This window comes from Oleiphilus sp. HI0061 (assembly GCF_001635675.1).
This window is the reverse complement of sequence record NZ_LWFE01000969.1, coordinates 1-23644: the sequence shown is the minus strand read 5'-3', so window position 1 is coordinate 23644 and position 23644 is coordinate 1. Positions and strand designations below refer to the sequence as shown.

General features: G+C 45.1%; 16 protein-coding genes. 9 read left to right on the top strand and 7 right to left on the bottom strand.

Translation table 11 applies throughout. From position 1 onward, the window contains the following. The 3 genes from A3735_RS11340 to recD all read left to right on the top strand — a co-directional run. On the top strand, nt 1-1974 hold a 1974-nt coding region (locus A3735_RS11340; RefSeq protein ID WP_197485869.1), incomplete at its 5' end, for an exodeoxyribonuclease V subunit gamma. Further along, nucleotides 1971-5576 (top strand): exodeoxyribonuclease V subunit beta, encoded by a 3606-nt coding sequence (gene recB / locus A3735_RS11335; protein ID WP_068507845.1) that lies wholly within the window; start codon nt 1971-1973, stop codon nt 5574-5576. The genes A3735_RS11340 and recB, both read left to right, overlap by 4 nt. Continuing rightward, a complete protein-coding gene (gene recD, locus A3735_RS11330; RefSeq protein WP_068507843.1) occupies nt 5573-7579 on the top strand; it encodes an exodeoxyribonuclease V subunit alpha in 2007 nt (668 codons plus the stop codon). Before recB ends, recD begins: the two co-directional genes overlap by 4 nt. Nucleotides 7580-7647: 68 nt before the next feature. Here recD and A3735_RS11325 read toward each other — a convergent pair whose 3' ends face one another. From A3735_RS11325 to A3735_RS11310, 4 genes are all read right to left on the bottom strand, one after another. Then, nucleotides 7648-8601: a ketopantoate reductase family protein gene (locus A3735_RS11325; RefSeq protein WP_156490266.1), complete on the bottom strand. Its 954-nt coding sequence runs from the start codon at nt 8599-8601 to the stop codon at nt 7648-7650. A 6-nt stretch (nt 8602-8607) separates the two neighbouring features. After that, nucleotides 8608-11460, bottom strand: coding sequence for a valine--tRNA ligase (locus A3735_RS11320; protein ID WP_068552996.1), 2853 nt, complete (start codon nt 11458-11460; stop codon nt 8608-8610). Nucleotides 11461-11613: 153 nt separating this feature from the next. Beyond that, nucleotides 11614-12060: a DNA polymerase III subunit chi gene (locus tag A3735_RS11315; RefSeq protein WP_068507836.1), complete on the bottom strand. Its 447-nt coding sequence runs from the start codon at nt 12058-12060 to the stop codon at nt 11614-11616. A 47-nt stretch (nt 12061-12107) separates the two neighbouring features. Beyond that, nucleotides 12108-13595, bottom strand: coding sequence for a leucyl aminopeptidase (locus A3735_RS11310; protein WP_068634075.1), 1488 nt, complete (start codon nt 13593-13595; stop codon nt 12108-12110). A gap of 207 nt (nt 13596-13802) precedes the next feature. Between A3735_RS11310 and lptG the strand changes: the two genes are divergently transcribed. Both lptG and A3735_RS11300 read left to right on the top strand, forming a co-directional pair. Next, nucleotides 13803-14864 (top strand): LPS export ABC transporter permease LptG, encoded by a 1062-nt coding sequence (gene lptG / locus A3735_RS11305; RefSeq protein WP_068552995.1) that lies wholly within the window; start codon nt 13803-13805, stop codon nt 14862-14864. 278 nt (nt 14865-15142) lie between these two features. Beyond that, a complete protein-coding gene (locus tag A3735_RS11300; RefSeq protein WP_068552994.1) occupies nt 15143-16339 on the top strand; it encodes a DUF6160 family protein in 1197 nt (398 codons plus the stop codon). An 84-nt stretch (nt 16340-16423) separates the two neighbouring features. Here A3735_RS11300 and A3735_RS11295 read toward each other — a convergent pair whose 3' ends face one another. Further along, nucleotides 16424-16906, bottom strand: a complete 483-nt coding sequence (locus tag A3735_RS11295) for an RDD family protein (protein ID WP_068552993.1) — start codon at nt 16904-16906, stop codon at nt 16424-16426. A 141-nt stretch (nt 16907-17047) separates the two neighbouring features. Here A3735_RS11295 and A3735_RS11290 point away from each other — a divergent pair, with 141 nt between their 5' ends. Then, entirely contained in the window at nt 17048-18394 is a 1347-nt protein-coding gene (locus A3735_RS11290; RefSeq protein ID WP_068638083.1) for a DUF5610 domain-containing protein, read from the top strand. 52 nt (nt 18395-18446) lie between these two features. On the opposite strand, the gene A3735_RS11285 is transcribed toward A3735_RS11290, so the two are convergent. Both A3735_RS11285 and gloB read right to left on the bottom strand, forming a co-directional pair. Beyond that, a complete protein-coding gene (locus A3735_RS11285) occupies nt 18447-20423 on the bottom strand; it encodes a LysM peptidoglycan-binding domain-containing protein (RefSeq protein ID WP_197473230.1) in 1977 nt (658 codons plus the stop codon). A gap of 199 nt (nt 20424-20622) precedes the next feature. After that, nucleotides 20623-21393: a hydroxyacylglutathione hydrolase gene (gene gloB, locus A3735_RS11280; protein ID WP_068507824.1), complete on the bottom strand. Its 771-nt coding sequence runs from the start codon at nt 21391-21393 to the stop codon at nt 20623-20625. Between the two features lie 112 nt (nt 21394-21505). Between gloB and A3735_RS11275 the strand changes: the two genes are divergently transcribed. From A3735_RS11275 to dnaQ, 3 genes are read left to right on the top strand one after another with little or no spacing between them, the layout of a single operon-like run. Further along, on the top strand, nt 21506-22321 hold the full coding sequence (locus A3735_RS11275) for a class I SAM-dependent methyltransferase (protein WP_068638081.1): 816 nt from the start codon (nt 21506-21508) through the stop codon (nt 22319-22321). Then, complete coding sequence (gene rnhA, locus A3735_RS11270) at nt 22318-22794, top strand: ribonuclease HI (protein WP_068510651.1); 477 nt, start codon at nt 22318-22320, stop codon at nt 22792-22794. Before A3735_RS11275 ends, rnhA begins: the two co-directional genes overlap by 4 nt. Beyond that, nucleotides 22791-23489, top strand: a complete 699-nt coding sequence (gene dnaQ, locus A3735_RS11265) for a DNA polymerase III subunit epsilon (protein ID WP_068634073.1) — start codon at nt 22791-22793, stop codon at nt 23487-23489. The genes rnhA and dnaQ overlap by 4 nt, the downstream gene beginning before the upstream one ends. Nucleotides 23490-23644: the final 155 nt, after the last annotated feature.

Below are 23644 nucleotides of genomic sequence, written 5' to 3'. Positions count from 1 at the left end.
AAACGCCTGCTAAGCGCCTATATTCTCGGGCCTGTTCCTGTCGCCAGTTTTGCGGGTGAACAAGTGATACCGGAAGAGGTGTTCGGCTCAGATCAGCAGGTATTGGTGGGTAAGTTTGTTCGCTTTATTGACGTTGTTGAGCAAACGCTCTCAATGCAAGCGGGTGAAAAACATCCCCTTGATGCTTTGGCTACGATAGCAGATGTCTGGCGTTTATGGCTTGATCAGGATACCTTGCACGAAAGTGTTACTCAGGCAATGGCAAAGGCGCTAGAAGCCTTAAGTGATGAGTTTAGAGTTACTGGCTATGAAAAAGCTTTGCCATTTTCCATCGTTGCCCAGCAAGTGAAGCAAGTGTTGGAAGAAGAGCAGGTTTCGCAACGATTTCTTTCTGGCCGTATTAATTTTTGTACTCTGATGCCAATGCGCAGCGTACCGTTTTCATTAGTGTGTTTATTGGGTTTGAATGAAGGAAAGTATCCAAGGCCTGAAAACAAACCAAGCTTTGACTTAATGGCACGGTCTCCGGGGCGAGTTGGCGACCGCTCACGACGTGATGATGACCGCTACCTGTTTCTGGAGGCTTTGCTGAGTGCCAGGAATTATCTGTATATCAGCTATACGGGTCGCAATATTAGCGATAATTCTATTCGCTACCCCTCTGTACTAGTGAGTGAGCTACAGGATTATTGCCGCACGTATTTTAAAATAGAGAACGAAGCAGATGCCGATGTAGTGGAGTTGTGGACCAAGCAGCACCGCCTGCAAGCTTTTCACTCCGACTATTATTGTGAAAAAGTTTCTGAATCGCACAGTGAAAAAATACTAGACAAAAGCTACAACATGGACTGGATGACACTGTTTTCGCCAAAGCAGGAAGACCTTTCCAGAGGCTTGGAACTTGAGTCTAGAGAAGAGGATGAAACAAATGCCAATGTTCTGGAAATAGACGCGCCTCCATTACATCAGTTCGATATGTTTGCTGAGCCTCAAAGTGATCAACTCGTCGAAGACGATGAAACAGAAATACAGATCCAAAGTCTGTCTTTGGAAGAATTGCTTAGCGCCTTGTCTTCACCTCTTAAGTACTACTATCAGAAAATACTTGGTTTGAAGGTTAGCAAACTGCCAGATGATCTGGAAGAAAGTGAAGCCTTTGCATTGGACCGTTTGGATATCTATGCACTAAAGGGTGATATCTTAAGAACTGTCGTCAAGGACATGCATAAGGAAGTCGATTCTGACACGCTTACACAAGCGTGTTTTGATCAGTGGCGCTTATCAGGGAGGCTGCCAAAAGCACCTTTAGATGAAACTTACTTTGCTCAAGCGAAGGATGAACTTGTCGATTTATCTACCTATATTGAGCGAGCTTTAGCGAAAGAAGCGTCAACTTTGGTTATCGACTTCCAGCTTTCTGGTAAGCGCATAGTTGGTTCACTAGTCCTACTGGATAGCGCTGTTTGCGAGTTTAGTTTGAGCCGGAGTTCGCCAGCGTTGTTCTTTTCTAGCTGGGTAAAACATGTTGTGGTCAACTATCTATTTCACCATCAAGTTGCACCGGGTCACGAGACGGGACTTGAGCTAAAAACCGAGTCAAGGTTGATTAATGCAGAGCAAGTAACGATCTTTCCTGAATTGAGTGCTGCTGACGCAAAATCTTATATGGAGGGTTTGCTAGAGCTCTTTACGCTAACAGGGCAAGAAGCACTGCCATTCCTACCGAAGACTGCCTTTAGTTGGATATTTGAAGGCGAGTCAAAAGCGAGAAAAATATTTGAAGGTAACAAACAGGGCTACAACGCGCGTGAAGGTGAAATGGATGACCCTTATTGGCAGCGCTATTGCCTTTATACTGATCACGCCGAGGTTCGAGTTTTACCTGATATAGAGTCGCAGCGACTTGTTAAGCAAGTTGCTGCCTATAAAGAAGAGTTTATTTTCACCGACTTGCAAGGGGAGGTTCTAAAATGAAAACGCTAGACCTCTGTCAGTTCCCGCTTGATTCATTGTCACTAATTGAAGCGAGCGCAGGAACCGGGAAAACCTATGCGGTCGCCAATCTCTACTTACGTTATTTGCTAGAACAAAAGCTCGGGGTAGATGAAATTCTGGTAGTGACCTTTACCGAGGCAGCAACGCAAGAGCTTCGTGATCGAGTCCGTGCACGAATTCAGGAGCTTTCCCAGGTATTAAATGGTGAACCTAGTGACGATGAGGTGCTGAATTATTTGTACCAACAATCATCGGATATTGAGGCAGATAAACTTCGTTTAAGAATCGCAGAACGTCAAATAGACCAATCTGAAATCCATACAATTCATGGTTTCTGTCAGCAGCTTCTGGCGCGTCATGCATTAGATTTAAATGTCGCTTTTACGCAAAACCTGATGGAAGACACCAAGCCTCTGTTGCTGCGGGTCTGTGAGGATTACTGGCGCCAGGAAGTCTTTGCTCTACCACAAGAGTTGTTACTAGAGGTCTATAGTAACTGGGCGACGCCTGCAGAACTGATGTCGTCTCTTGAACCTTTGATTAATAGACGACCAGATGTATTCACACCAGCTGTACTTGAGGGTGGTCTTTCAGCCTGGGAGCAGCATTACCATGCCACAATTGATTGGTATCAAACACTTCGCTCACGAACCTTAGATAGCATCGATGAAGTACAGAAACTTGTCGCTGAATCAATGCTAAAAGGCGTGAACCATAAGAATAAATGGCTCACTTTGATTCGCGAATGGTGCGAAGCCGAGTTCACAAGTTTCGACTTTCCTAAAGCCAGTAAACGTAAGAATCTGTTTGAAGTCTTTACTCCAGGGTATTTAAGCCAAGACGTGAAGAAGGGTGGAGTGCCTCCAGAGCATGCCTACTTCAATTTTGTAGAAGCGCACCTGAGAAAACTTCCAGTTGGCTCACGCGAAGTGTTCTTGGTGCAAAGCTTCCAGGAGATCAGTAAACGGTTCAATGAAGAGAAAGAACGGCAACAAGCTGTCAGTTTTGATGACCTGATATTGAACGTAGCGAATGCTTTGTCTGACGAAGATACACGTAATATATTAATTAATACGGTGCGCGAGCGCTTTTCAGTAGCGTTGATTGATGAATTTCAAGATACCGATCGTGAGCAATACCATATCTTTTCGAGTATTTTCTCGTCAAGCATTGAGTCTCGCAAAGATGCCTCGATGGTGCTTATTGGTGACCCTAAGCAAGCAATCTATGCTTTTCGAGGCGGGGATATCGCCACCTACCTCAGAGCTAAGCAGGATATTGACAAACACCCGCGTGGCCACCAGTTCACAATGGATACCAATTGGCGTTCTTCGCCTGAGATGGTCACAGCAGTAAATCAGGTATTCCAGCGCGAATCGAATCCATTTATCGCAGAAGACATCCCTTTTAACGCTGTAAACGCGGCGAAGAGTACACCCGAGCACTTGCGTGGTCAGCCTGCGTTTTGCATCACTCAAGTAAGACCTGAAGGACGTGATATAAAAGCGATGACCTCCATACTTGCCGATCATTGCGTCCAACAAATTCTTGCATTGCTGACTGAAGGAAAGGCCGCTTACTCAGACATTGCCGTATTAGTTCGTTCAGGAAAAGAGGCCGAGCTAGTTAAGCAACGCCTTGCACGCTATGGCTTAAGTGCAAGCTACGAAGGCAAGAGCAATATTTACGATAGTGAAGAAGCGCAGGCCATTTATCGCTTGCTTGCAGCGATAGCAGAGCCGGGTGATGAGTATCTGCTAATGAGCTGTCTGTCTGAATTATTCTTTTGCATCGACGACGAACGCCTCTTGGATATTCGAAATAACGATAGTGTTTTGGAGTATTATCTTGAGCTGTTTAATGACTTGCATAAATGTTGGAATCGCCATGGAGTCTTAGCCGCGATACGTGACGCTATGAGTCGCTTGGGTGTCTATGCATCTTGGCACCAGGATGCCTCACAGTTCCAGGACTGGGAAAGACGCCTTAGTAATGTTAATCAGCTAGCGGAGTTATTACAAAGTCAGGCGCAAGTCACACGTGGTCACTTTGCGCTACTGCGTTGGTTTCGTCAGAATATTTCAGCGTCGGTACTGGCTGATGATGAGAGTCGTCTACGTCTTGAAAGTGATGAACAGCTAATTCGTATCGTCACGATTCACAAAAGTAAGGGCTTAGAGTATCCCTATGTCTTTCTACCGTTTGTATTCACAGGCCGTGGTGCTGATATGGCGTGGTTTTATGATCAGAGCGGCAAGTTAAACCTCGACTTACTCAAGCAAGAGTCAAATGTCAGTTTGGTGGACCGAGAGCGGCTGGCTGAAGATATCCGCTTATTATATGTCGCACTGACACGAGCAAAATATCAATGCTTCCTTGGTACCTACTTTTATAAAGGCGCGGGCGTACTTAGTTTGGGGGTAGCGAAAACTGCCTGGGCTTATCTGCTTGACCGTGAAGCAATACTTGAAGGTTTGGACGAGGATAACTACCGTTCGGCTTTAGAGGGTTTGGCTGCACAATCAAATGGTGTCATTCAATTTAACTTACTCGACGAAGATGATTTAAGCGAGAGCCTAAAGCAACATCGTTTTGCGCACTTTAAATCAGAACAGGGTCGTGACAAGGGTCGGCAAGAGGCGATTGCTTGTGAACTGCTAGATAGAGGGTTGAGTAGCCAATGGCGAGTTCAAAGCTTTACCGGGCTAATGCAGGAAAGCCATGCGCGTCAGCATATTACGACATCACCAGGCTCCAATAGTCGCACGCCGTCGAAAGAGCCCGTAGCGGAAAGCGAAGAGCGAGAGTTAAGCATTTTTGACTTTCCCCGAGGTAGTAAGGCGGGTACTTTTTTACATACCTTGTTTGAAAGTATTGAATTCGAAACGGCTCAGCCGCTCACCAAACTACGCTCAGATGGCCAGCCTCTGAGCCTACGAGACATGATTGCAGAAAAACTGTCATTAAGTCGCCTTGTTGATGAAGGCGCTTTGCCTTTTTGGTCTGCCTATTTAAGCGAGTGGTTAAAAAATATTCTAGATGCCAAGCTAAGCGACAACTTTTCCTTATCGCAATTGCCACTAAGTGACTTTCAAGCAGAAATGGAGTTTTACTTTAAAGTTCAGCGCTGCCAAATCGGGCGTATTAATGAATTGCTTCAGTCGTACGCGTCGACCGTTCCAACACTTGAGTTTGCTTCATTTGAAGGGCACTTAAAAGGCGCCATTGACTTGGTTTTCGTCAAAGAAGGGCAGTACTTTCTGCTAGATTACAAATCGAATTACCTAGGCGATCAACTTGAAGATTATACGCACGACAAACTTTCTGAAGCGATGCTTGATCACCGCTATGACTTACAGTACCTCATCTATAGTCTTGCCTTACATCGCTATCTAAAAGCACGCTTGGGAGCTGCTTATCGTTATGAACGAGATTTTGGTGGTGTATATTATCTCTATCTTCGTGGTATGCCACTTAACTCTGATGGGAACGAGTTGGGCGCATCGCAAACGGGTGTCTATTTCATCAAACCTGAAGCGGCTTTGATAGAAGCACTCGACCTGCATTTGGAGGGCGCATGAGTTTAATTAAAACGCCTGTACTGAAAAACCTTGCTCAGCAGGTCGAGGCACAAAATACTGCATATCGCTGGCTTGATCTTTACGCCGCAGAGTTTGTGGTTAAAGGTTTGTTAGAAGAAGAGCGACAGCATGCCAGCAGCTTAGCGCTTTTAATCTGTGAACTGTCCTACGCGACGAGTAAGGGGCAAATCTGTATTGCCTTGTCAGCTCATAAGATAGGACTTGATCACGACTTCAAAGCTAGCTTATTGCAGCTCTCCGTCGTCGATGACTTCTCACAAGCGAGAGCTCATAAGAGGCTGCATGCAAAACAGAGTGTCAAGCCCTTGGTTGTTTCGGGTGATAAGCTGTATTTGACTCGTTATTGGAATCTACAGTGTGAATTCGAAGCTTGGTTAGCGAAAAGGGTGAGCAGTGAAAGCCTGAGTGACGAAGCACTCAGCGAGTCTCAGTTGGATCGTTTGAGTCAGTGTTTAAAAAGCATGTTTGCATTAAATGGTGTGGACTCAGACGAGAAACCAGACTGGCAAGCCGTTGCAGCTGCACATGCTTTGCTGCAAAAAACAACTTTGATTGCTGGGGGACCCGGTACCGGAAAAACCACCACAGCAGCAAGCCTGTTGCACTTGGTCGATCAATCATTCAGGCTACGTTTGGGCCGACCAGCAAAAGTAAGGTTGCTCGCCCCGACAGGAAAGGCTGCCGTTCGTCTAGCGGACTCAATCGCCTTCCAACTTAAGCGAATCGAAACTGAGCAGGCTGTGCTAGAAGGCTCAGATATGCTTCCACTTAGCGCGTGTTTGCCTGCTAATGGTGAGACGATACACCGTTTCTTAATCGACCATAAAGCTTTACCTTCGCAACACTCTTATTCAGAAAAACTTAACGCAGAGAGCCTCTTTTCGGGGCGGAGTGAAATTGCACTTACTGAAGCTGATATCTTGATTGTTGATGAGTCATCAATGATCGACTTGGCTTTAATGCATGCGTTAATCAAAACCGTGCCTGACACCACACAAGTGATCTTTATGGGTGACCCTTATCAGCTGCCACCCGTGGAGCCGGGCGAGGTATTCTCAGAGACGGTTAGGCGTTTTGAGGATATGTCTTATAGTAGCGAATTTGCCGATCGTCTGGCAAGTCTGACTGGCTATGAGTCAGGAGTCTTTCTAACTCCAGCTGTCGACAAAAAAGTAGCGAGTGAAGGCATTAATCAAGCGCTTTGCTATTTGAGAAAGACCTACCGCTTTGGTGGAGAACTTAAGCGCGCTGCCGAGCAAATTAATGCCGGTAATTTTATCGGTTTTCAAAATGACTTTTGCATTAGTCGCCACTTAGATAGCAATAACAAGCAGGTACGATGGTTCGACTATCAAGAGGGTGAAAACCAAGCTGAAATGAATGCTCAGCAAGTTCATCACTCAATCACGGCAGCCTATCAAAGCTATTTTGAGGCGGTGCAGAAGCAAGCAGATATCGCAGCATTGAATAGTGCCTTTGCTGACTTCCAATTGCTATGTTCGACTCATGAGGGCGAGCAGGGTGTGATCGCTATGAATAATTATATTGAACGAAGTTTGCTGGCGATGCTACCGGGGCACTATTCCGCCAATGTTGATACCGGATCTTTCCTGTATCATGGTAAGGCCATTCTTATTACTAAAAATCACGCAGACTTGGGTGTTTTTAATGGTGATATTGGCTTTGTCGTTGCTCGTAATCATGAGCCGGGTAGTACGGGAAAGTTTCAGGTGGAGGTGCCGCAAGGCTCGGGCGAGAGCATTATCGTATCACCGAAAAGGCTCAAAGCCTGGCAACCTGCTTACGCGATGACGGTGCACAAAAGTCAGGGCTCAGAGTACCAGCGTGTCGGGATTCTTCTTGCTGATTACGCTAAAGAACTTTTATCGCGTTCGCTATTATATACCGGTCTTACGCGGGCTAAACAGCGTTGTGATATATGGGCCGATACGCAGGCTCTGGAAAAAGCTTTTTTGGAGTGAATACTCAGCTAAAGTCTTAGGGTGTTATCTTTCCTCTGTGCAGCGAAGCGCTCTGTGAACTCGATGGTTCAATGTGTAGGCAGAGCCTTAACCTTGCTCGCCAAATAACTATTCACTTCGCTACTTAAGGTATGCTGAGCCAAAAACCGGGCTGCAAAGCCATTGATATCATCAATTTCAGTGCGTTTACCCGCGCGAATATCTTGTAGCATAGAGGAGATATTTGTGCTGGTTTTTTGCATCACATCGAAAACCAGCGTTTCGATTTCATCACCGGAAAGAGGGTAGCTTGCTGTGTTTAGCAGCTCGCTAAGTTCTAGCTTCAGTATTGGCCAACCTTCAATAAAACGTCGTGATGTCCGTACTTGGCCATTCGGGCAATTTAGTAGCGCTGTATAGGGATTAATAGCGCAATTGATCACGAGCTTGTGCCACAAAGCCTGCCATATGTCCTTTTCGTATTGGAGTGTTAGCGTCTTGTCTAATGCGGGTGGCTGAAGGTAATTAAGTAGCGCTCGGGCAGCATCGTTAGATTCTGCAGCTTTGTTTAAGGGGCCGACGCGCGTAAGGCCGGAGCCTGCATGGACAATTTGATTTGAAGAAACCCGATTAGCGCCTTCAGTCGTGACGGCGGCGAAAATAGGGTTATCAGGAAAGGCTTCTAGAATGTCGTATTGGCTACCCAGGCCATTTTGGAATAACACTAATAGGGTTTTATCTGTGATGGCTTCACCAAGCTTTTTAAGGCCGGGAAGGGCATCGAAGCTTTTGGTGCACACAAGTAGGCAATCGATTGTTTGCGGTGTTTGTTCTAGCCTAAAGCTTAGTTGGGTATTTTCTGGAATGTGAGCCAGGAAGGGGCTGCTAATAGAGAAGGAAAGTTCCTTGCGCATAGACAGGTTTGAGTATGCTCGCTTATCAATAAAGCTAACATGCGGGCCAGAGGCCCCTGAAAATCCGCAGTGCAGATGAGCTGCCCAAAGACAGCCCATTGCACCGGCACCCATTATGTGTAGCTTCAAGGCCAATTACATGGCCTTGATTTTTTCGAGCTGTTCAGCCAGCTTGGCTTGGCTACTTTGCGCGTCTTCCAGCTTAGCCTGCTCTTTCTCTACAACGTCTTTTGGCGCATTGCTTACGAACTTCTCATTGTTCAGTTTGCCAGAAAGGCGCTTAATTTCTTTCTCCGCCTTATCGATTTCTTTATTGAGTCGAGCTATCTCGGCATCAAGGTTGATCAAACCGGCCATTGGTACCAAGACTTCCATAGAGCCGACTAACTGAGTTGAACTCATAGGCGCTTCTTCGTCATTTAACCAGCTCATTGACTCGAGCTTGGCGAGTGACTTAACAAAGCCTTCGTTTTCCTGGAAGCGGCGCTGATCTTCATTATTGCCGTTACGCAGTAGAACGGGAATTGCCTTGGCAGGAGAGATATCCATCTCACCACGAATGTTTCGTATTGCGACGATGACACCTTTTAGCCACTCAACGTCACCCAGTGCTTTTTCATCGACTTTCGACTCATCTGCTTCAGGGTAAGGCTGAGTCATAATGGTTGCGCCAGACTGACCGGCCAAGGGAGCAACACGCTGCCAGATTTCCTCTGTGATATAAGGGATAAAGGGGTGAGCCATTCTTAGTACAGCTTCAAGTACTCGTACCAGTGTGCGGCGTGTGCCACGCTTAAGCGCTTCGTCGCTGTCGTCACTGTTTAGAATCGGCTTGGAAAGCTCCAGGTACCAATCACAATACTCATTCCAGATGAAGTCATACAAAGTGTGTGAGGCCATATCTAGACGGAACTCACCAATAGATTTTTCAATGGATGCTTCGGTTTGCTGAAGGCGCGAGATGATCCATTTGTCAGCTAAAGATAATTGATAATCGTCAGAATTCTGAGCACAGTCCTGATCTTCAGTATTCATGAGCACATAACGTGCAGCGTTCCAGATCTTGTTACAGAAGTTTCTGTAGCCTTCTAGGCGTTTCATGTCCCAGTTGATATCACGACCCGTCGAAGCCAGTGAGAATAGGGTAAAACGAAGTGCATCGGTCCCGTGTGCAGAGATACCGTCTTCAAAGGTCTTGCGCGTGCGCTTCTCAATTTTTTGAGCAAGCTGGGGCTGCATCATATTACCGCAGCGTTTTTCAACCAGAGATTCAAGGTCGATGCCGTCAATCATATCGAGCGGGTCGAGTACGTTACCCTTCGACTTGGACATTTTGTCACCATGCTCGTCTCGAATAAGGCCTGTTACGTATACATATTTGAACGGAACCTGGGCTTTACCGTTTTCATCTTTCATAAAGTGCATGGTCATCATGATCATGCGGGCAACCCAGAAGAAAATAATATCGAAGCCCGTTACCAAAACATCTGTTGGGTGGAAGGTCTTCAACCTTTCCGTTGCTTCTGGCCAACCTAGTGTGCCGAAAGTCCAGAGTGCTGAAGAGAACCAGGTGTCGAGAACGTCTTCGTCTTGAGACAGTTCAACTGAAGCATCAATATTGTTTTCAGTACGTACTTCTTCTTCAGTGCGGCCAACGTAAACATTACCTTCAGCATCGTACCAAGCCGGGATTCTGTGTCCCCACCAAAGCTGGCGAGAGATACACCAGTCCTGAATGTCGCGCATCCAGGAGAAGTACATGTTTTCGTATTGCTTGGGAACAAACTGAATCTCGCCATCTTCAACTGCCTGTATTGCAGGTTCAGCTAGCGGGCCTGCACGAACGAACCACTGGTCTGTAAGAAGTGGTTCGATGACAACACCTGAGCGGTCGCCGTAGGGTGCAACCAAATTGTGATCATCAATACTTTCTAATAAGCCAAGCTCTTCAAATTTTGCAATGATGGCTTTACGCGCTTCAAATCGATCCAAGCCAGCAAATTCTGCGGGTAGGGCTGTATCGAAAGCATCTGAAGCTTGGCCTTCAGTGTCGTAAACTTCTGCTTCTTTAAGGATGGCAGCATCAATATCGAAGATATTGATCATCGCTAGGCCGCAGCGCTTACCCACTAGATTATCGTTAAAGTCGTGCGCAGGTGTTATTTTTACACAACCAGTGCCTTTTTCCATGTCGGCATGATCATCACCCACAATCGGGATCAAACGACCAACAAGAGGCAATTCTACAAACTTACCGATCAGGTCTTTGTAACGTGGATCTTCAGGGTTGACTGCAACGCCTGTATCACCCAGCATGGTTTCGGGGCGAGTGGTTGCGACGACTAAGTAGTTTTTACCTTCAGAGGTTTTTTCACCATTGGCTAGTGGATAGCGAAGGTTCCACATATTGCCTTTTTTGTCTTTGTTCTCGACTTCCAGGTCTGAAATAGCCGTGTGAAGCTTAGGATCCCAGTTTACCAAACGCTTGCCGCGATAGATTAAGTCATCTTTGTATAAACGAACAAATACTTCCTGAACGGCTTTGTAAAAGCCATCGTCCATCGTGAAGCGTTCATGGTCCCAATCGACAGAAGCACCTAAACGACGAAGCTGACGGGTAATTGTGCCACCGGACTCTTCTTTCCAATCCCAGATTTTATCGAGAAAGGCTTCACGTCCGAGGTCATGGCGAGTTTTGCCTTCTTCAGCAGCAAGCTTGCGCTCAACAACCATTTGAGTTGCGATACCCGCGTGGTCGGTACCGACCTGCCATAAAGTGTTATGACCTTTCATGCGGTGATAGCGGGTTAGGGCATCCATAATAGAGTCCTGGAAGGCATGTCCCATATGCAAGCTACCGGTGACATTCGGTGGCGGAATCATAATGGTGTAGGGCTGGCCTTCATTTGAAGGCTTGAAGTAGCCGCTTTCTTCCCAGGTTTTATACCAAGACTGTTCTATTTCGCTAGGTTGGTAGGTCTTATCCATAATCGTTGATGCTTACTCGTTAAAAATGGCTAGAGGTCGAGTGCCTGACTTTCGCTTGGCATACGATAAAAAATGGCCGACATTATACATGGCGTGAGCGAGCTGAAGCTAGGGACTTGCTTAATATAGTTGCTTAAAAAAGCAAAGACTTCCCTAAGCTTTCCGTAGATCGTGGATATGAACCTCATGGCCAAGGCTCTTTAGTTGCTTGTATAAGGTACGTGCGTCCTGAATTTCGATTTCAATATTCGGAATGATTAAGCACAAACGGCTGAAATCTTCCAAGCGCTCGGGTAACTGCTTTCGTAGGAGGATGAGCAAAGAATCGTCTTTTTGAAGTGATGACTTTAATGGTTTGTCATCGATGATGACTGGCGCGGTTTTGCTTTCTGACTCATTTTGACCGAGACTATGAGGAATAAAGCTTTCGAGTTTGAAAGTCCATAAAGCGCTGTTTAGTGCTTCGTTTTGAATAGCGTCCACAGTCTGAATATGAATTCGACTGTGTTGTTGCAGGGCTTTCTCCGTTAAACGGCAACAAAAAGCAATTTGCTCAGAAAAGTTGGCTTCATTTAAGAGGTATAGGTCTATTCTGGGCATGCTTTTGTTGTCGCTGTCGTAATTAACTCAATAGTCTTGCTAGATATTTAAGACGCTTTGCTTAACAGATAGTTCAGTAGCAAAGGAACCGGACGACCTGTTGCACCTTTGTCTTTTCCTCCTGATACCCAAGCTGTACCTGCGATATCCAAGTGAGCCCATTTGTATTCTTTGGTGAACCTAGACAAGAAGCATGCAGCGGTAATGCTGCCTGCGCCTTTGCCGCCAATATTTTGAATATCGGCAAAGGGGCTTTCGATCTGTTCCTGATACTCATCCCAAATGGGTAATTGCCACGCTTTATCGTTTACCTCTTTGCCTGACTGCAGAAGTTCATCGACCAGGGTGTCGTCATTGCCCATCACGGCAGAGGTGCTGTGCCCAAGCGCGATAATGCAAGCACCAGTAAGTGTCGCAATATCGATAACTGAGGCGGGCTTGTAGTTTTTGGCGTAGGTTAGGGCGTCACATAAAACTAGGCGGCCCTCTGCATCGGTGTTTAGAATTTCTACTGTTTGACCCGAAGCTGTTGTCACGATATCACCAGGTTTGGAGGCGTGTCCAGCCGGCATGTTTTCAGCCGCTGCAATGATGCAGACGATATTCATTTTGGGTTGTAGGTCGGCAATTGCAGTCATCGTACCGATAACGCTCGCGGCACCGCACATGTCATACTTCATTTCATCCATTTGCGGGCCAGGTTTTAAGCTAATTCCTCCGGTATCAAAGGTGATGCCTTTGCCGACTAACATATGTGGCGCATCGCCTTCTTTGCCACCTTTATACTCAAGGATAATCATTTTTCCTGGTTCTGAGCTACCTTTGGATACGGATAAAAATGCACCCATGTTTAGTGCTTCCATATCAGATTCTTCGAGTACTTTTACTTCAAAGTTATTACTTCTGCTTGCTAGCGCTAGTGCTTGCTCTGCTAGGTAAGCAGGTGTACAGACATTTCCGGGTAGGTTGCCAAGCGTTCTGGTTGTAGCCATGCCTCTCGCCTGAGCTTGAGCGATCACAGTTGCTTCGCTCAAGGCTTGTTGGTCTGCAGTGCAGCAGACGACACTGATGTTTTCCAATATGATGGCCGGAGATTTTTTGCTTTTGTACTGATCGAAAGTGTAATGCTGGTCAGAAATTGAGCGAACGAGACTGTTTGCGAGTTGTCTGGCGCTAATGTCTGTGCCATCTATAGTATTGTCCAAAAAGCAGTGTAAGGATTTTACTTTGGCGCTTTTCGCTTGACTTGCTAATGCGCTGAAGGCCTTGTTTAGGCTGCTTAGGTTTAACTTCTTTTTGTCTCCCATGCCCAAAAGAATAACGCTATTAGCGTGTTCGCTACGAAGGGGTAGGAAGAAGCTTTTTCCTGAATCACTATCAATGTCGAATTGCGATATGCTTTGGCTTAGTTGCCCATCAAGAAGTTTGTCGAGCACTTTGCCTTGCTCACATAGTGTCTGATTTTCGTATAGGCCTATGCATAGGCTGTCTGCTTTTAGTGATGAAATCGCGGTATCGACAATATTGTAATTCATTTCTGTCTCTTATCGTATCGAAGGTCATTAGTGCTGAAGCACATAATGAGGTGGTTTGAAAACGTGTATCGTCATAGAATAGCAAGCCAAATGATGAACTGCATCGTTCTTCAGCAAATTTCTGATATTAGGGCATATTTTTGATTAACCATAAGGCACTTTTGAAAACGCTTTTTAGCAGATTATATATGGCGCTAGGGAACAATAATGAGAAGAATTAATCGTTACATTGTGCAAACAGTGGCGGCGTCCATGCTATTGGTTGCGGCGGTTGTTCTATCGTTAGATGTTTTGTTTGCGTTTATGGCGGAAGTGAATGATTTGAGTGAGCAGTACGGGATTATTGATGCCGCATTGTTCGTACTGACGACCCTGCCTCGACGAATATATGACTACTTGCCTTTGGTGGCGTTTATGGGGTGCTTGATAGGCTTGGGTGCAATTGCCAAAAATAGCGAGTTGGTGGTGATTCGTGCAGCGGGTGTATCGACCAGAAGGATTGTCTTTTTTGCGATGAAGCCTGCAATAGTTGTTGTGCTTATTGGTTTGTTTTTGGGGGAGTTTGTTGCTCCTGTAACGGAAGGTATAGCTCAGAGTCGTAGAGCGGTTCTCCAGGGGGCAGAGCAAAATGTTGCCAGTCATAGAGGGGTGTGGCATCGGGAGGGTAATACTTTTATGCACTTTAATGCCGTGCAATCAAACGGTGTGCTTCATGGTGTGTCGTTGCAGAGGTATGATGCTGATCATCAGCTTGAAAGTAGTGTGTTTGCGAAGCGTGCTATTTTTCAGCGTGGTACTTGGCAGTTAGAGTCTGTTATTGAAACAAGCTTTAAAGGGGCGCGCACTTACGTCAATCATTTCCCAACTAAAACTTGGCAAACAGACTTGTCTCCCTCGGTGCTTAGTGTGTTGGTTGTCTCATCCGACGACTTATCTATATCGGGTTTATATACTTATTCTCAATATCTTGAAGCTCAGGACTTAAACTCTGACGCTTATATGATGTCATTTTGGAAGAAAGCGTTTCAGCCAATTTCAACGGCAGTATTGGTCTTGGTGGCAATATCGTTCGTATTTGGGCCTCTTAGGTCTGTCACGATGGGGTTTAGGGTGTTTTCAGGGGTAGTGGTTGGACTGTTGTTCAAGTATGCACAAGACCTGTTAGGGCCGAGTGCAATTGTGTTTGGTTTTAATCCAATCTATGCGACTGTTATTCCTATTTCGGTATGTTTGGTAGCAGGGATATTCCTTTTGCGAAGGGCACGTTGAGCTGGAGTGAGAGCAGTGTCTCACACAGACTTTCCATGATTGAACCAGGTTGTTAATTCGCGTATTATTCAAGCAGCAACTAGACTGGATAAAATGCGTATGTAGTAGTCCTTGGGTCAAGGGTGGATTGTAGGACCTTGGCACAGGTTTGTGTATGCATGGATGCGGGCTGTATTTAAGAAAGAAAGGGGCGCCTAACGGTACAAAGTCTATATATCCCGATTGGACTAAAATAGAGCTGAAGGCCGGCACAATAAAAAAAGTAGGAGAATACAATAATGAAAGGCTTGAAGAGGTTGGCTTTGGTGACGGCAGTTTCTGCTTTGTCATCAAATGTGATGGCCGAAGTCCAAATGCTTGATGAAGATAGTCTACAAGACGTCACGGGTCAGGCAGGTCTTACTCTTGATGTAGAAAGTCAGTGGGAGATCGGAGAGTTCGCATATCACGATGCAGGCTATTTGTTGATTCAAGGTATCCGTATGGGTGGTAACTCGTTGGGTAATGGTACGGGCTCTGCAGGTACGATGCTTGACAACTTACGGCTTGAGATTGACATCGCCGGTGATGGTACCGACGGTGATAATGAGCTTGCATATGGTTTTTCCAATATGCGTGATATTGCTCAGATGTATGTAAATGATGGGAATACTGATACGACGTTTGTTAGTGTTGCAAACGGTATTGACTCAACTCGTGATAACGCTGTAATTGACGATAAGCGCACATATGGTGATGGTGATTTGGTAATCCATTTTGACTTTACTGATGGCTGGGCTTCAGAAGGCGGTATCGATCAGTATAGAGCTGACGGTAGATTTGGATTAGACGATTTTCATACTGCAGAGCTAGTCCTAGAGCATGCTGTCGACTTTCGTCTTGAAATCGATGCAATTGGCTTGGCAAGTTCAAGTTATGAGCTAGGTTCTGCTGGTCTAGATACTGATGGTCAGGGTCCCGACCAAGGTGCTGCTGGTACAACTACCTTGATTAGTCAATTAGGTATCCAGGGTTACTTAGGTCCTGATGACTTACATCTTGAGAACAATGGTAACGGCTTTGATGGATCTGGACCTCTAGGTGGTAATACGGGTAAGGCTGACTCCAAAATATACTGGGGTCGTTACTTTAAGATTACAGATCTGGATGTATATATTGATATTGCCGGTGTTCAGATTTCTGACATGGAAATTCACAATGAGCGTGGCGATTTGACAGGTTTGGATGGCACTTCATCATTTAGTTTTGCGCACTCTATTCGTGAAATCTATGCAGTTAAAGATGCTGTTTTAAATATAGATGGTCTGCTTGCTGGTAGTAATCCTTTTGTGGATGGTATTGCAATCAATACGCGCTTCAAGGGTGATATTGATATCCACTCTATCTCATTCGGCGATACTGGTGAGTCAATCGGTCAGTTGTTTATTACTGATATGGAGTCGACTACAAACTGGATTATCTCTGCTCACGATTAATTTTTTGTTTGTTGTCTAAAAAGCTCTCGATTATGTCGAGAGCTTTTTTTTGACCTGAGAAAGCTGGTTTGACTTATTTAGAGTCTAGCTGCGCTTTGGAATTCGTATAACTTTGCTTTCAGATGCGATGCATTGCCAGGTTCGATTTTTCTTATCGATGAATACCCAAAGGTAGCCAAGACCGAATGCGGCAATGGAAACTCCGGCGACAAAGAACCTGACAAGGGCTTGGTTCCAGCTGATTGATGTGTTGTCCTCATTTTGTATGCGTAAATGCCAAACCTGCATTCCAAGGGTTTGTCCGGTTTTAGTCCAGAAATAACCAAAAAACAGAAATAGGGAAATAAAAAGCGTTGAGGATAGTAGTGGGTCCTTAAGCGATTGGCCTGACTCATTAATTTGCTTGTACTCTTCGGCACCAATAAGGCTATGGCTAATCGCCATATAGATCATGGTGATGGTCATGGTGAGAGCTATGCATAAGATACTGTCATAAAAAAACGCAAGAAGTCGCCGAAGGAGTGTGGCGGGCATGTATTGGTCGCTTGGTTCGGGGAATTTATTCATAGTAATCGCATTAAGTTGGTGAATTGCGTGGAATATAACAGATTCTTGCTTTAGATGTCTTTTCTATAAAAGAATGCCTAAAGAAAATCTTTTTGCGGACGATAATAGCTATGAGGTCAACCGGATTTTAGAGGGTTTTGTATGAACGCATTAGATAACATTGACAAGCTAAACGATGGTGGGCTGTCGCGGCACCGCTCGCTAGATGCCAGTAAGATAGCTGAAAGCACTGGCTCTGCAAAGCTAAGTGCAAGTATGCAAACAAGCGTTGAAACTCAGCTTTTAGAAGCCGGTACCGATAGTGGAAGGAGAATTTTCTCCCGCTCGATAGAGACAAACTTTAGTTTCAATATTACTATCGAAAAACCTCAGTTTGAGTTTAAAGTGCCTTCTCCATCAGATGTGGCTCATACTGTGCTCGGTTTTGTCGAACGCCGAATTGAAAGCGAGCTCAGAAACGGGGCGGATGAGTCGAGAATTGGTGACTTATTAAGTCAGGCTCGAAAAGGGATTGAGGCGGGCTTTTCATCCGCTAAAGAAGATATCAGCGCATTGGGTTTGATGGATGAAAAGCTTGAGGAGGAAATAGCTCAGTCTCGACATTTGGTTGATGAGGGGGTAGATGATATTGAAGGAAAACATCTGAGTGCTGCAGATGGCTTAGCTGAAGGGAGCAAGCAGAGCGCTAGAAATGAAGTTGCGGCTTCGACTAACACTCCTGTAGATACTGAGGCTAAAACCTCCCAGCAAGCTTTAAATGTTTACGAGTTTTTTACGCCAGAGAAAGTCAATGAACAACAGCTTAAGCCAGAGTCTTTCGAGGCTGTTTCCAAGTACAAATATGCAAGTCATGATAGTACCGAGTTTTCCTTAACGACCAGGGATGGCGATAAAGTCTCGATTCGTTTGAGTGATACATTTGCCTCTATTTACCAGTCTTCGGGAAACTCTCTAGGCGTGGCTGTGTCCGGCGATAAGTCGTTTGAATATAGTGTCGAAGGGGAGCTGGATGAATCGGAGCTTACGGCAATTAACGAGCTATTGTCGCAGCTAGGTAATGTAACGGAATTATTTTTTCAAGACCGCTTTCAGGATGCATTTGAATCAGCGATGAGTGTAGGGTTTGATTCCAGCGAAATTGCATCCTTTTCCTTAGACTTGTCCAAGACTGTAGCGGAAGAGTTAAGAACTTATGGTGCACCTTCTAGTTCACAAGAAGGTCGAACGAATGACTTATCAAACCTAAAGCGGTATCAACCTATTGTAGATATGGTTAATCACTTTAATCAGATGAATGATTCAATGGGAGTGTTTGAATCTCCGCGCGACTCAATGGTCAGCTTGCTTCGTGAAACGCTTGAAAGAGTGAAAGGTATGATGAGTGAATTAAGTGAAAATAGCGCTGACGCTGATAAGTCTATGATTCCAGTAGATAAGGTAACTGTTTCCCACTTTATCGAATTTAGTGAGTACTTATTGTCTGAATGATTTTAGAGGTGGCTTCCTAGGTTAAAATAAATTCTAGCCTCGGTAACGGGGCCTAAGTAGCTGTTATGTCTACGTAGATGGTTAGCTTCTGTCCTGGCTGTAGATATTTTTTCTTGTTTAGCTTGTTCCAGCTTACTAGGTCATTAATCGTTACGCTGAACTTACTTGCGATGCGAGCGAGCGAGTCACCTTTTCTTACTCGATAGCCAATCTTTCTGATCATTTGCCTTTTATCTCTAAAAGACGGTAGCGGCATGCTTGCTTTACCTACATCCTTAAGTGACCAGATAATTAATTCCTGACCTGGCTTAATCGGGTCAGTGGGTGCCATGCCGTTCCACTTGGCTAGAGAGCGAACGCCTACTTTGTGAGCTCTGGAAATATCCCACATGGTATCTCCAGAGCGTACTTTATAACGTAGTTTCTTGCTGCCTTGGCTTCCGGATATTTTGTCTTGCTTGCGCTTGAGTCGATTATGCTGGCTTAAGTTGTAATAAGCTTTACCTTCAGATGCAACAGGGATAAGTAATTTTTGTTTCTCTCTGATCGTGTTAGAGCGCAGCTGATTGACTTGCTTAATCAAGGCTGGAGTTGTGTTGAATTTCTTTGCTATGCGAATTAAGGAGTCACCGCGTTTTATACTGTAGCGAGTCCAGTTGAGCCTCTTTTCTGGAGGTAGCTCAGTCAGCGCGGCTTTAAACTGTTTGGCGCTCTCAATAGGTACCAATAAACGATGAGGCCCCATGGGGGCGCTAGCCCACTGATTGAATCCTGGGTTGAGTTTATATATTTCCTTTATATCGATGCCGGCCAGGGTAGCTGCCTGGGCAAGATCGATCTGCCCGCCAGTTTGAACTGTCTCAAAGTACGGTTTATCAGCGATTTTCGGGAATTGAATGTTGTATTTTTCAGGCGACTTTACAATCTTGGCAAGAGCAAGCAGTTTAGGGACGTAAGCGCGGGTTTCTCTTGGAAGCTTCAAAGACCAGAAGTCTTGGGGTTTTCCTAGTTTTTTATTGCGCTTTATCGCCTTACTAACGCGGCCTGAACCAGAGTTGTAAGATGCAAGAGCATGGAGCCAGTTGCCGTCAAATCGTCTACTTAAGTAACTCAGGTATTCGAGAGCTCCTTGAGTCGATGCTAATACGTCACGTCGTCCATCGTACCACCAGTTTTGATGCAAACCATAAATCTTCCCGGTACCTGGAATAAACTGCCATAAGCCTGAAGCACGGCCATGACTGTATGCGAAAGGATCGTAGGCACTCTCGACAAAAGGTAGTAGTGCTAGTTCCATCGGTAGTTTACGTTTCTTAACTTCTTGCACCACATGGTGAAGATAGCGTGAAGAGCGCTTAAAGGTTCGGTCTAGATAATTGGGGTTGTTTACGTACCAGCGTAACTGGCTTTGAATGCGCTTGTTGTCAAGAGTCAGGTCGAGTGTAAAGTGCTTTCGAATATCGTCAAGCAGGTCGCCTTGGTCAGGGTTATGGCTAGGTCTATCACGAAGAAGCTGAAGCTCCTGATTGACTTTCTGTTCCAGCTCATCAGTTGGAGTGATAAAACCGTATTGCTCGTAGTTACGATTCTGCTGTTTGTTATGTTCGGCAGATGCGCTGTCGATAAGCTTATTATTCAGAGCAAAACTACTGAATAGATCTTCATCTGGGCTGCTCAAAAGGCCGCTAACGAAAAACTTTTCTTTTGGCTCCACCGTTTCGTCAAATATTTGAGAGATTAAATAGGGTGGTGCTGTTAGTGCTTCGTTGTCGGAATTACTAGCTGGTGTCGTACTGGTGTGCTCTGGGGAGGGTTGGAGCTTTGCTTTACTAGCAGTTGACGCTTGCTTAATGCCACTTTCTTGAGTATTTGAGATTTGTTCGCTTACTTGAGTGTTTTCCTTGCTCTCAATGTCGGGGGTAGGTTCGCTTTTGTTTGATGTTGTGTTGCTGGAAACTGACGGCACCGAGCTAGGGGGGGCAAGCTGTCCGCGCGACGAATCAAAGCTCGCGCAAGCGTTAATAAGCAAAAGTAGAACTATAAGAGGAAAATGACGCATATCGATTGGGTGGCTATTTTACTGCTGCGAGAAAAGGAACACATTTTGTTAGGCGTTAAGCAAGTTTTCCCGCCCAGTCTATGAAGTAGGGGCTTTAGGGTCAACTGCTTGGAGCTAAATAATTAGTAACAAATTTAACTCTGTAAGTGCTAACCCGTTGTTACTATGGTCAGAACTGATCTTTCGCGAGCCTTGTTGCGGCAAAAATATCTGGCTCACAGCTATTCGTATTGGGGAATAGTTGTTTAACATTCGAAGCTAAGGCTGGATCGTTGCTTCTAAAAAACGGGTTTATCTCCAGTTCTGTTTTTAGTGTGGAGGGGATAGTGGATAAGCCACGCTTACGCAAATCGGTGGCTTCTACTAAGTAGTTTTGTAGTGCCTGGTTGTCTGGCATTAGACTCAGTGCAAAATCTAGATTGGCTAATGTATATTCGTGTGCACAGAAGATGCGTGTCGTCTTCGGTAGTAAGCGGATTTTTCCAAGCGAGTTATACATTTGTTCAGCACTGCCTTCGAATAAGCGACCGCAACCACCTGAGAATAGTGTGTCCCCACAAAACAATGCGTCTAGTTGTTCGCAATAGTAGGCATTATGATCAAGCGTATGACCCGGAACGTCGAGGCTTTTGAATTGTAAGCCAAGTAAGCTGATCGCTTCGCCTTCAGACAGTTGCTCATCGATACCTTCAACTTTTGAGTGAGATGAGCCGAAGCTTTTACAGTCATATTGATCTTTAAGTTTTGCCAAGCCTCCCGTGTGATCAGGGTGGTGGTGAGTGATAAGAATTGCTACTAGGTCTAGCCCTTGTGAATTCAAATAATCTTGAGTGTCACTAAATGAGCCAGGATCAACAACGACAGCCTGCATGCTCGCGTCATCATATATACACCAGATATAATTGTCTGAAAAAGCAGGTATGCCATGAACTTTTATCATATGATAACTCTCACTTAGGTTGATTTGTCATAGCTTAGAATGAATACTGGGTAAATTAAAGCTACTTTAGATAGAGTCTGCTTTGTTGCGAGCACGCTGCGGGAGCTTTGCGATGTCAGGGTTACAAGATTTGGATAAAAATGCACAGGCTAACAGTTCTAAACAACAGCAACTGGAACAGTGGTTTCAGAGTGCTTTAGGACGTAGTTTATTAGCTGACCAACGGCGTAATATAGCAAATAAAATACATCGCTTGTTTGGCTATCACCAGGCTGAGATAGGTGTCTCGCATAGGGTGCCAGTAGGTAACCCAAGTAGCTTGGGGCATAAATTTTATGTGTTGCCAGAGTGGGAACCGGACTTACCTGAAAACTCTATTATTTCTTCTTCTGAGGAATTGGCATTAGAAAGCGAAACCCAAGATGTTGTTATCTTGCACCATGCACTAGATTTTTCCAGTGCGCCTCATCAAACCCTGCGAGAGGCAGCCAGGGTGCTCAAGTCTTCTGGTACGATGGTGATAGTTGGGTTTAACCCTCTCAGTACTTGGGGAGTGAGGAGGTTGTTAGGGAGGTCGCAGCAAGCACCCTGGAATAGTTGTTTTATTGGTGGTAAGCGAATCGAAGATTGGTTGAATTTGCTCGATTTTAGGGTGGGAACTACTAAATACCATTACTACGGCCTGCCTTTTAATAATGCAGGTTTATTTAGGCGTTTTTTGTGGCTCGATAAAGTGCTCAATACAAAAGTCCCCCTAGGCGCATACTATTTGATATCGGCACAAAAACAGGTCGGTTCACGAATCAATTCCTACTCAAAATGGCGTCGAGGTGCAAAGGTCGTAGGAATGCCTTTGGCAAGCTCACGGCACGCTCGGGTTTTGGAACAAGACTTTTCAGTTTATAACGAGAAAGATAAAGAAGAATGATAGAGATTTATACCGATGGAGCCTGTAAAGGCAACCCTGGACCGGGAGGTTGGGGAGCATTATTAACAAGCGGGAAGCATCAGAAAAAGATTTATGGTGGTGAGCTTGATACAACCAACAATAGAATGGAGCTGCTTGCTGCAATTCGGGCGCTCGAAAGCTTAAAGAAACCTAGTGTTGTTCACTTACATACCGACTCCCAATATATGCGCAAAGGGATGCTTGAGTGGATAAAAGGTTGGAAGAAAAATGGCTGGAAAACTGCAGCCAAAAAGCCAGTAAAGAATGTTGAGCTATGGAAAGCGTTGGATGAGCAAGTCGCAACACATGAGGTAAAATGGTTTTGGGTGAAAGGTCATAGTGGTGATCCAGGTAATGAAATGGCTGACCAGCTTGCCAATCTCGGAGTTGACTCGGTTATTCGAAAAGACAGTATTGGTAAGGTTCATGTGATTGATGGAGTTGAAGGGTGAGGCAGGTCGTACTTGATACAGAAACCACCGGTATAAATCCTCAGCTTGGCCACAGGATAATCGAGATTGGTTGTGTCGAACTGATTGACCGTAAGCTGACAGGAAATCACTACCATGTGTATATCAACCCAGAGCGGGTCGTAGAGCAAGAAGCGATAGATGTCCACGGAATAACGAATGAGTTTCTAGCTGATAAGCCTTTGTTTGCTGATATTGCCCAAGAATTTCTTGAGTATATAAAAGGTTCTGAACTGGTTATCCATAATGCGGCGTTTGACGTTGGCTTTATCAACCACGAATTTAACCTTTTGGTCAACAAGATCCCTCCGGTAGAAAATTACTGTGGTGTATTAGATACACTAGCCATGGCGCGAGAGAAGCATCCGGGGCAAAAGAACAATCTGGATGCTTTATGTAAACGCTACGGGATCAATAATAGTCACCGTGAACTGCACGGGGCTTTATTGGACTCCGAAATACTCGCTGATGTTTATTTATTACTAAGTGGTGGGCAGACTAGCTTGTTGCTAGATAAGGAAAAGACAGATGAAGGTGGCGCCGGAGGTATTCGAAGGTTACCCGGTACACGCAAGCCTCTACCTGTTCTGGCTGCCAATACAGAGGAAGCTGCGTCTCATGAAAAATACCTCGAATCACTTAGAAAGAAATCAGACCAGGTGATTTGGGACTTATAAGTGTTTCATAAGTAGCAGAGCTAGTCTTTGCTAATTACGAAAACACACAGTGCTAAACTTGTTAAGCGTCGGAATTGTGATATAAATTAATAACCAACGATATTTTTTTAAATTGATTTAGAGCATGTTCTGACCATTAACTGAGACGTTATTTG